Annotated in this window: 2 protein-coding genes; both read right to left on the reverse strand. The window is 74.1% G+C overall.

Annotated features, from left to right (window positions below):
- Positions 1-33: 33 nt before the first annotated feature.
- Positions 34-264: a 4Fe-4S domain-containing protein gene (locus tag KS423_RS44825; RefSeq protein WP_308020328.1), complete on the reverse strand. Its 231-nt coding sequence runs from the start codon at positions 262-264 to the stop codon at positions 34-36.
- Positions 261-1,469, reverse strand: coding sequence for a cytochrome P450 (locus KS423_RS44830; protein ID WP_224285417.1), 1,209 nt, complete (start codon positions 1,467-1,469; stop codon positions 261-263). Before KS423_RS44830 ends, KS423_RS44825 begins: the two co-directional genes overlap by 4 nt.
- Between the last annotated feature and the right edge of the window lie 341 nt (positions 1,470-1,810).

The following is a 1,810-nucleotide window of genomic DNA, read 5'->3' on the forward strand; positions in this document are numbered from 1 at the left end:
GCCCCGCGGGGCCGCCGACACCACCACCGGCAGCTAGCGCGCCGGATGCAACCGGAGCGCCGAGACCGGGCACCTGGCGGCGGCCTCGCGGGCCTGTTCCGCCGCCCGCCCGACGGGCTCGGCAGCGAGCACGACGACCTGCCCGGCCTCGTCCTGGTCGAACACCGACGGCGCGGTCACCGCGCACTGCCCCGACGACACGCACCGCGAGGTGTCCGCCATCACCCGCGCGGCGGGCTGCTCGCGCCGCTGCTCCCCGTTCACCACAGGACCGGCACCTCGCCGATGCCGCCCGCCAGCCGTTCGGAACGGTCGCGCAGGCTGCGCGCGTCCACCGCGAGCCGCAGGCCGGGGAAGCGCCGGAACAGCGCGGTCAGCGCGATCCGCATCTCGGTGCGTGCCAGCGCGTTGCCGATGCAGTAGTGGCCGCCGTGCCCGAAGGCGAGGTGCGCGTTGGGGGAACGCGACGGGTCGAAGGTGTCCGGCTCCTCGAACGCCCGCCCGTCCCGGTTCGCCGCGTTGATCGCCACCAGCACCGCCTCGCCCTGCGCGACCGCCGCCCCCGCGACGGTGACGTCCTCGCGGGCGTAGCGGGTCAGGCCCAGAGCGCCGGGCGCAGCCATCCGCAGGACCTCCTCCACCGTGGCGCGGGCCGACCCCTCGGGGTCGGCGGCGAAGCGGTCCCGCCGGCCGGTGTCGCTCAGCAGGAACAGGACCCCCAGGTCGATCCGGGTCGACGTCGTCTCGTGGCCCGCGAACAGCAGCCCCACCGCCAGGCGGGTCATCTCCTCCTCGGTGAACGAGGGGTCCTGCGCCTGCACGGCCAGGATGTCACTGATCACGTCCTGCCCCGGCTGCTCGCGCTTCTCCTCGGCGATGGCGGCCACGTACGCCTCGAACTCGGCCATGGCCGCGGCACCGTCGGCCCCGCCGTACAGCGCGGCGATCCGCTCCGACCAGCCGCGCAACAGATCCCGGTCCGCCACCGGAACGCCCAGCAACTCGCAGATCACCATCACCGGCAGCGGGAACGACAGGTGGTCGTGCAGGTTGACGGCGCGGTGCGGATCCCGAGAACGCTCCTCGTCCATCGCGTCCAGGCAGGATTCGGCGAGTTCCGCGATCCTCTCGCCCATCCGGCGCATCCGCGGCGCGCTGAACGCGGGCGCCAGCATCCGGCGCATCCGCGTGTGCTCGCGGTCCTCGTCCTCAGGGGTGACGGCGGGGCGTGTGTGCAGCGCCGAGGCCGAGATCCTCGGGGCGTCCTCGGTGTCGGGGCGCAGCCGGGAGAACCGGGGGTCGCTCAGGACCTCCCGGGCTTCCTCGTAACGGGTCACCAGCCAGGCCGGGTCGCCGGCGGGTGTCGTCACCCGCGTGATCGGGCCTTCCTCGCGCAGGCGTTCGAGCAGCGGCGCCAGGTCCAGGGCGTTGGGGCGTTCGAAGGGTAACTGCGGTGCGGGTGCGGTCATGGTCTCTCCTCACCGGCCGAAGGGCCACAAGAGCAGGGAACGCTTGGCGGAACCGCTCTCCCCTGCAGGTCCGGGCCAGGACGGGCGACGTGGCGTTCCGGCCAGCAAGTGAGAGTCAGCTCTCTCTTAGTGGGAGAGTAACACTGTCGGCACGCACAGTCAGCCTCCCGGAAGCTGCCGGGGCGCCGCCCGGCCGAACTCCGCCCGCGCCAGCGCCCCTTTCCGGTCCGGCGCCCCGGGGAGATCAACGGCGCCCGCTCCTACCGGCGGGCGAGCGTCGCCGCGACCGCGGTGCGGGCGGCTTCGCGGGGATCGGCGTCGGCGGACAGCCAGGCGAGGTG

Origin of the sequence: Streptomyces sp. LS1784 (assembly GCF_020103755.1) — a bacterium.
In the GTDB taxonomy this organism is placed as follows: domain Bacteria; phylum Actinomycetota; class Actinomycetes; order Streptomycetales; family Streptomycetaceae; genus Kitasatospora.